The 7,592-nt window shown below is 35.5% G+C and carries 5 protein-coding genes; 3 read left to right on the top strand and 2 right to left on the bottom strand.

Features of this window, described 5'->3' with window-relative positions; all coding sequences use genetic code 11:
• The 3 genes from F6K40_RS37275 to F6K40_RS37265 all read left to right on the top strand — a co-directional run.
• Positions 1-360, top strand: a 360-nt coding sequence (locus F6K40_RS37275) for an SLBB domain-containing protein (RefSeq protein ID WP_293144367.1), incomplete at its 5' end; no start/stop codon positions are given.
• Between the two features lie 276 nt (positions 361-636).
• Complete coding sequence (locus F6K40_RS37270; RefSeq protein WP_293144364.1) at positions 637-2,853, top strand: polysaccharide biosynthesis tyrosine autokinase; 2,217 nt, start codon at positions 637-639, stop codon at positions 2,851-2,853.
• An 873-nt stretch (positions 2,854-3,726) separates the two neighbouring features.
• On the top strand, positions 3,727-4,461 hold the full coding sequence (locus F6K40_RS37265) for a PEP-CTERM sorting domain-containing protein (RefSeq protein ID WP_293144361.1): 735 nt from the start codon (positions 3,727-3,729) through the stop codon (positions 4,459-4,461).
• A 78-nt stretch (positions 4,462-4,539) separates the two neighbouring features.
• On the opposite strand, the gene thrB is transcribed toward F6K40_RS37265, so the two are convergent.
• Positions 4,540-5,457: a homoserine kinase gene (gene thrB / locus F6K40_RS37260; RefSeq protein ID WP_293144359.1), complete on the bottom strand. Its 918-nt coding sequence runs from the start codon at positions 5,455-5,457 to the stop codon at positions 4,540-4,542.
• Positions 5,458-5,779: 322 nt separating this feature from the next.
• Positions 5,780-6,508, bottom strand: coding sequence for a PEP-CTERM sorting domain-containing protein (locus F6K40_RS37255; protein ID WP_293144356.1), 729 nt, complete (start codon positions 6,506-6,508; stop codon positions 5,780-5,782).
• Positions 6,509-7,592 lie beyond the last annotated feature (1,084 nt).

Below are 7,592 nucleotides of genomic sequence, written 5' to 3'. Positions count from 1 at the left end.
TCTACTATTCAAGTCAGTGTAGTAGGAGAAGTTGTTAGACCAGGATTAATAGAAATTCCCTCTGGTGCAACTTTAAATCAGGCTTTGAATGCAGCAGGAGGAGAGAACCCAAGAGCGAAGGGAGGTTTAGTTCAACTAATTCGCCTTAATCCCAATGGAAGTACAGTCAAACGAGAAATAGAGATAGATCTAGCTGTAGGAATCAATGAGCAAGTAAATCCCCTACTCAAAAACCAAGATATAATTATAATCAGACCTTCTAATTTAGCTGTTATCTCTGATAGTATAGGAGTCTTGTTCGGTAATTCAGCGCTTCCTTTTGTGAGAATTATTCAAGCTTTTGGTTTAACCCCAAGGTGATAGCTAAGACAATAGACTTAAAATTATTGTAGTGGGACGACATACCTTAAATGTTGCATTAGAAAAAAATGGTTAAACCTTTTGCTATAACAAGAATTATAGGAGCGAAAGCTAATGTACAGTTTTCGCAGTGTTAGTCTAATAGGTAGTGGTTAAAAGTATTAAGGAAAAAGAAAACAGACAATAAGACAATACGCAAGACGAGAGTCACTGAATATTTCCAATCTTTACTATTTTAGGACTATCAAAATTTAATTATAAAACTTCACTAGAAACATGGAAGATCAAAAAGATTATAGAGAGTTTTTATCTAAAGATAGTGTCACATTGCCTCCAAGTTTCACAACTAACTCCCAGGATAATAATGAAGAACAATTAGATATAGGTTGGGTGTTTTCGGTTCTCCGTCGCCGGGCAGCGATTATAATATTTATAGCAATAATAATCATCGGTAGTCTAGGTACTGCAATCATTTTGTTAGGACGACGTAAAGCGCCACTTTATCAAGGATATTTTAAGCTTTTGGCCGAGCCTATTAGTGCTGAAGCACAAGTAGATAGGTTAGCTATAAGCAGTGAAACTCTTGCTAAAAATGTTCACTTTAAAAAGGATACCATAGATTATGATTCTCTGGTTCGTTTTTTGAAGAGCGAGCAAATTATGAGGCCAATTATTGAAGAAATGAACAGCAAAAATGATTATATAGCTTATGATATTGTAATTAAGAATCTTTACATTACTCGGATTATGGTAGAAGATGCCAAACCAGTACCTATTGGCACTAAAATTATAGATGTACACTATAATGATGAAAATTCAGACAGAGTAGAATTTTTGATAAATAAACTATCTTTAGCTTATTTAGAATACAGCGGTTATGAGCGATTAGTCACAGTTAAAAATGGGATTAAATTTATTGAAGAACAACTTCCAGGATTAGAAGAAAGAGCTAATAATATAAAAAAACAAATTCAAGATGTAAGGCAGCGTTATAATGTTATAGATCCTGAATTAAATACTCCTGGGTTATATCGTCAGAAACAACTCCTTGAGGAAAAAAGATTAAACCTCGAAACTAAAATAGCTAATATTAAAGTTGTAAAGGCTAATATAGAAAAACACTTAGATGAAGGAAATGCCACTACTGTTTTGGCTGATAGAACCAGCGCCTATAAAATATTAATTGAACAGCTTAACAATGTAGAAGGAAGAATAGCTCAAAAATCATCACTACTTCGTGAGGATAGCCCTATGATCAGAACTCTACGCCAACAAGAAGCAAATTTGCGTTCCCTCTTGTTTGCAGAAGCTCAAAAAATTATGAAAAATATAGACGCTGAACTTGAGGGTTTAGAAGAAGAATATAAGGTTATAGTTACTGCTGAAAATATTTTAGAACAACAACTTCAAGAATTACCGATCGCTGCTCGTCTATACTCAGAATTACAGACAGAATTAAAAGTAGTAAATCAAACTCTGAATGAGTTTAGAGCTAAAAGAGAAGATTTTAACTTAAAAGCAGCACAACAAGAAGTACCTTGGAATATTATTGAAGGACCAGGTCTTAGGCGCGATGCAAGTGGGAACCTAAAACCAGTTGGGAAAGATAACACGAAGCGAATGTTAGCTTTGATAGTAGTTTTGGGTTCACTACTGAGTATGGGTTCTGGTTTTTTAATAGAAGTTATAATACAAGTATTCCACACCCCTAAAGAGATTCAAGTAACTACTAAATTGTCTCTTTTAGGTGTAATTCCTTTGGCCAAAGAACTGAGGAGACAAACGATACAAGCAAAACCACAGAAGCATTTAATGGTTTTAGGGTCTTTAAGTTCTAAGGTAACTAACTTTTCTAATTTAGTTGATACTGATAGTAAACTCAAGTTGACATATTCTCCACTTGTATTAGAAGCTTTTCGCTCTCTTTATACAAATATCAGTTTATTAAATCATGATTCATCACTTAAATCTTTAGCTATTAGTTCGGCGATGAAAGGAGATGGTAAGTCTACTATTGCTATTAATCTAGCTCAAATTGCTGCTAGTGTTGGTCAGCGAGTATTATTAGTAGATGCTAATTTACGCAGTCCACAGATTCATTTACAACTTGGTTTACCTAATTTAGAGGGGTTTAGTGATGCTATTTCTACAGATATTGGCCTTAATGATGCTATTCAGCGATCGCCAGAAAATGAAAATCTATTTATATTAACGGCTGGTCAAGTACCACCAGATCCTATTAAGTTACTTTCATCTCAGAAAAGAAAATACTTAATGGATCAGTTTAATGCCTTTTTTGATTTAGTTATTTATGATACACCTCCGTTAGTTGATTTAGCAGATGCTAGTTTAATTACAGCTCATGTTGATGGAACTATTCTTGTGGTAGCTATTGAAAAGACAGACCGTTCAATGTTGACAAAGGCTATAGAAGGATTAAAGATTTCTGATGCTTCGGTCTTGGGTGTAGTCACTAATTTTAATAAACGGTGACATACTCCTACAGTAATTATTGTAATTAGTATGGACTGATCAGCTCCTTTAGAAGTTAGGAGTTAAGAAGTCTAAGAAGTTGTTTGAGAAGTGCTGCATGGAACCTATAAATCCTAAAAACCTAACCCGCCTGCCCCCCAAAAATCCCCCCTGCCCCCCCTTTGAAAGGGGGGAGAAGGAATGGGGGTTTCAAAGCCTCTCTCCTCGTAGGAGAGAGGTTTGGAGAGAGGTTTTTATGAGTTTACAAACATTTTATAAGAAGATTTGTGTTAAGTGGAAATAGTTTTGCGATAACTGTATAACCGGATTTCATATTGGTATTACAGCGGTTTAGTATTACAGCATTTTTTATTTGGGTAGACTATAATAGGGAGGTTCCATGGAACCAACCTACAAGGTCTTGGTTGTGATGTGAGGTCGTGTATCTGAAAATGGCTGTAAAGGCCAAATGTTTCAGAACTAAATCTTTTTTTCAGAGTTATTATGGTGAAAAATAGGCCAACTCTATCAAGCCGGACAGTAAATTCACTGATTTTTCCAAAGTTATCAATTTCTTGAATTAGACTTTTTCTAAATTAGAGTGATTTCATAGAGACTTATTTGTGCTTTTTTAGTGAATTAATTCGTATAAATACTGATAATTAATCTGATTTTTAAAGAAATAGACAAGATTTGCTTGAATGATTCAAAACAGATGACATTTGATAAAAGAATAGCTATATTAGATTTAAGGAAAGAAAGAGAAATTCTTAAAACAAGATTTCAACAGGTTTCTCTGGCCCTGACTAAAGATAGGATAAACAATCTGTTAAAAATAACTTAGTAAAACTTAGTTTCCTAAGTTGTCAATACCATATTTAAGGAGTACCGAAAATGAATACTAAACTATCTATCTTATTAACAGCGATCGCTGGTAGTGCAATTTCTGCAATGCCTGCTCAAGCTTTCTCTTTTGGAAGTGATAATGGTATCATGTTCTATGAAGATACTACTTTGGAATTTGAATTGCTCCAAAGCTATGGAGGTTACAAGTCAGATTTAAAAGTTTATGAAGCAATAGATACAGATAACGATGGAATAGTAGATGATGTGATAGCAGGAGAATTCCTCTTTGGAGAAGTGAAAGCTTCTGATGATGCAGCTGGACCAACAGCAGCTCCAGGTTCAGACCCTATAGGTACTGCGGGAAATGCTGTGGTAGGTTCTCCAGCTTATTTTACTTTTGAAGCAGGTAAGACATATACTTTAGCGCTAGAGAATTATGGGTACTGGCAGAATAAGGACACGGAAAATCCCTTTTATCCAACAGTATATTCTACAACTGCTTTAAATCCAGATGGATCACAACGGGCAGTGTTTGGTTCAACAGGTGGAAGCGAACTTAGTGGATTTGATGCTTTTAACTATACAGAAGGAAACCCATTTGGTAATTATCTAACCATTAGTTTTGATGATGCTGGTAATCAGGACGACAAAGACTATCAGGATTTCACTTTACAGGCAATGGTTATTGATCCAGTGTCAACTCCAGAACCTGCAACATTAACTGGTTTAGGTATGGTAGCTGGTGGAATGTTCTTATCTCGCTTTCGTAAAAAGCAAAAGTAATAACCCCGATGGCTGATATTACAGAACTCAAGGGGTGACATCTAGCTTATTGGTGTGGTGTAAGAAAAGATAATTGTCCTAACTAAAAACTGCACCTCTAGTATCAATTTCTAAAGCTTGTACTTTTGCAATTACTCCTTGATTTTGCCAAGCATCAGTCATTGCTGCTATTACTTTTGAACTTGTCAATGAGTTTGTTAATGCTAATAAAGTCGGACCTGCACCACTGATGACCATTTCATGGGCACCAGCATTTAAGGCAGCAGAACGCACATATTCATATCCTTTAATTAGAGACTTACGGTAGGGTTGGTGAATTTTATCTTGCATTCCAGCTTGCAACCACTCTCCGCGACCAGTTTCTAAACCTCTTAATAAAATACCTAGATGGGTGCAATTAAATATAGCATCAGCGCGACTGTATTCTGTTGGTAGAACCTGTCGCGCTTTTGCTGTTGAAAGTTCAAAGTCGGGAATTGCTACTACTGGCACAATATCGGGATGCCAGGGAATGTCGCATATTTCCCAACCTGTGGGGGTAGAAGCAGTTAAACGACAACCACCGAGTAAGGCAGGTACAACATTATCTGGGTGTCCTTCAATGGCGATCGCTAAATTCATCACTTCAGTTTGACTTAAAGGATTACCTGCTAGTTGATTTGCTGCCACTAGACCTCCGACTATTGCGGTGGCCGAACTTCCTAAACCTCTGGCTAAGGGTACGCCTAAGTCAATTTCTATTAGCACAGATGGGGGAGTTTGTTTGATATATTCATATAATTTTACAAATGCTTGATAGGCAAGATTGCTTTTATCTGTACTGACTCGTGGAGTTTCTTTGCCTGTAACAGTGATTTTTACTTCTGTTGCGCTATCCGCAATAGAGAATTTGAAGTGGTTATATAGGGATAGGGCGGCGCCAAGGCAGTCGAAACCGGGACCTAGGTTAGCGGTAGTTGCAGGTACGGTAATTGTGATAGAGGAAGGAGCAGTCATTTTAGTTATCAGTTATGAGTTATAGCAAATCCGTTGATGAAAAGCTAGAAGCAGAAGACAGAAAATAGAAAGGAAGAAAAGGCAACAATAGTTATCATTCTCCACGTCTAACTTTATTAGCACTGACACACTCATTCATAAGTTCAAAAAGTAGTAACAGCAACGACCGACGCTTGGAAAAATCAAGCAGTAGTTACAGAAGTATTAGGTTGGTAAATTGATACTAAAGGTGAGGTTTTTAGTTGAGGCAATTATTTTCTTTGCACTCAAACAATGAGGTAGATGTCACCCATTAACTTCCGTATATCAACCATCATAGTTATTACTTTTGCTTTTTATGAAAGCGAGATAAGAACATTCCACCAGCTATCATACTTAAACCAGCTAATACTGTAGGTTCTGGAGTTGACTTAACAAGTGTTGCCTTAATCGTGAAATCCTGAAAGTCTTTGTCGTTTCCATTGCCACGATCGTCAAAACTAATATCTACCATACCAGCATACAAATCTCCTTGTGTGAATAGAGAAGCATCTGTAAACTCAAAAAGTTCATCTCCACCAGATGAACCAAATACTGCCTGTTGTGTTCCACCAGAATTTAATTCACTTGTAGAATACACTGTTGTATAGTAGGGATCTTCTGTTTCCTTATCCTGCCAGTACCCATAATTAACTATTCCTAAAGTATATTCCTTACCTGCTTCAAAAGTAAAAGAAGCTAGAGAATTTGGCACAGTACCTCCCGCTACAGTACCTATAGGATCTGAACCTGGAGCACCTGTTGCTCCAATTGAAGCATCAGCAGCTTTAACTTCCCCAAACAGTAATTCCTCTTCGTCAATTGATATAACATTGTCATAAACATCACGTGTTACTTCATAAACATTTAAATCTGTCTTGAAACCTCCATAGCTTTGGTTAAATTCAAAATTTATATTAGTGTCTTCATCGAACTTAATACCATAAGTTCCAAAATAGAAAGCTTGAGCAGGTATTGCTGAAATTACAGTACCAGCGATCGCTGTTAATAAAATAGATAGTTGAGTTTTCATTTTTCGTCCTCCGATCCGATTTGATACTTTGCCAAGACTTAATGTCTAATGTTTTGAAAGATGCCTGATCGATCTCTCAATACGGTTTTATTTGATTTATTGTTTTCATCGTAATTCTACTTAAGCCAAAAAATCAATAGTTTTTTATAAGCTTCATCAAATCTTTAAATAACTCTTTTTCTTTTGTTGGTTATTTTCATGGTAGCCATATACACTATTCTAAAAAATAATGTTACTAATAATAAGTGCTGTTAAAATAATTGGCAGGATATGTTTATTTGACAATAAAGATAAATTAAGACATATAAATGGTATTAAATCTATCTATTTGAGTGTAAAATTAAAACCTAATCCCTAATAAATCTCTTTGTATGTGTAGCAAAAAATTATTGAATCTGTATAACAGGGGGAAATGCTATTATGAGGTACATATTTTGCGCAAGATGCTGGAACTGCAAGCGTTTGACTATTCGCCTCTTGTAAATTATTTGTCAAAAATATACTGTAAGTAAGAGGATCGACATCTTTTTGGAAGCTTCATTAAATCTTTAAACTTACATTCTGCACGACAAAATGTATTACGAAGTCAGGAGTCAGGAGTCAGGAGTCAGGAGCCATAATTCAGAATAAATTCATAGTAGTCAACAATTAAGTAAGTATTTATCCTTAAGATTTGACTGAGAATTTGACTCAGGAGAAAGTTAAATGGAGATAATTCTTATGGTATAAATACTTGCCAAACCACTGCTTTTCATGCTATTTTTTTTATTCCTACATTCCGCACCACAAAATGTAGCATAGAATCAGGAGTCAGGAGACAAGAGACTGGAGACTGGAGACAGAATTTTAGAAGAAAATCATAGCTGCCGTGATTGAGTAATCAATCGAGCAAGTATTTATGCTTAATTATTTACTCGGAATTTGATCAACGAAAAAAAGTAATTGAGATAATTTGCATAGTATTGTAAAGTTTTGCCGAATCAATAGAAAGATCTAGAAATCTATCAACTTTTATCCATCTTTGACAAAGAAAAGGTTTATTAGATATAATAGTGCCTTACGGGTGTAAAACATAAACTTGCCA

Source organism: Okeania sp. SIO3I5, assembly GCF_010672085.1.
Lineage (GTDB): Bacteria > Cyanobacteriota > Cyanobacteriia > Cyanobacteriales > Microcoleaceae > Trichodesmium.
This window is presented reverse-complemented; position numbering and strand designations above follow the sequence as displayed.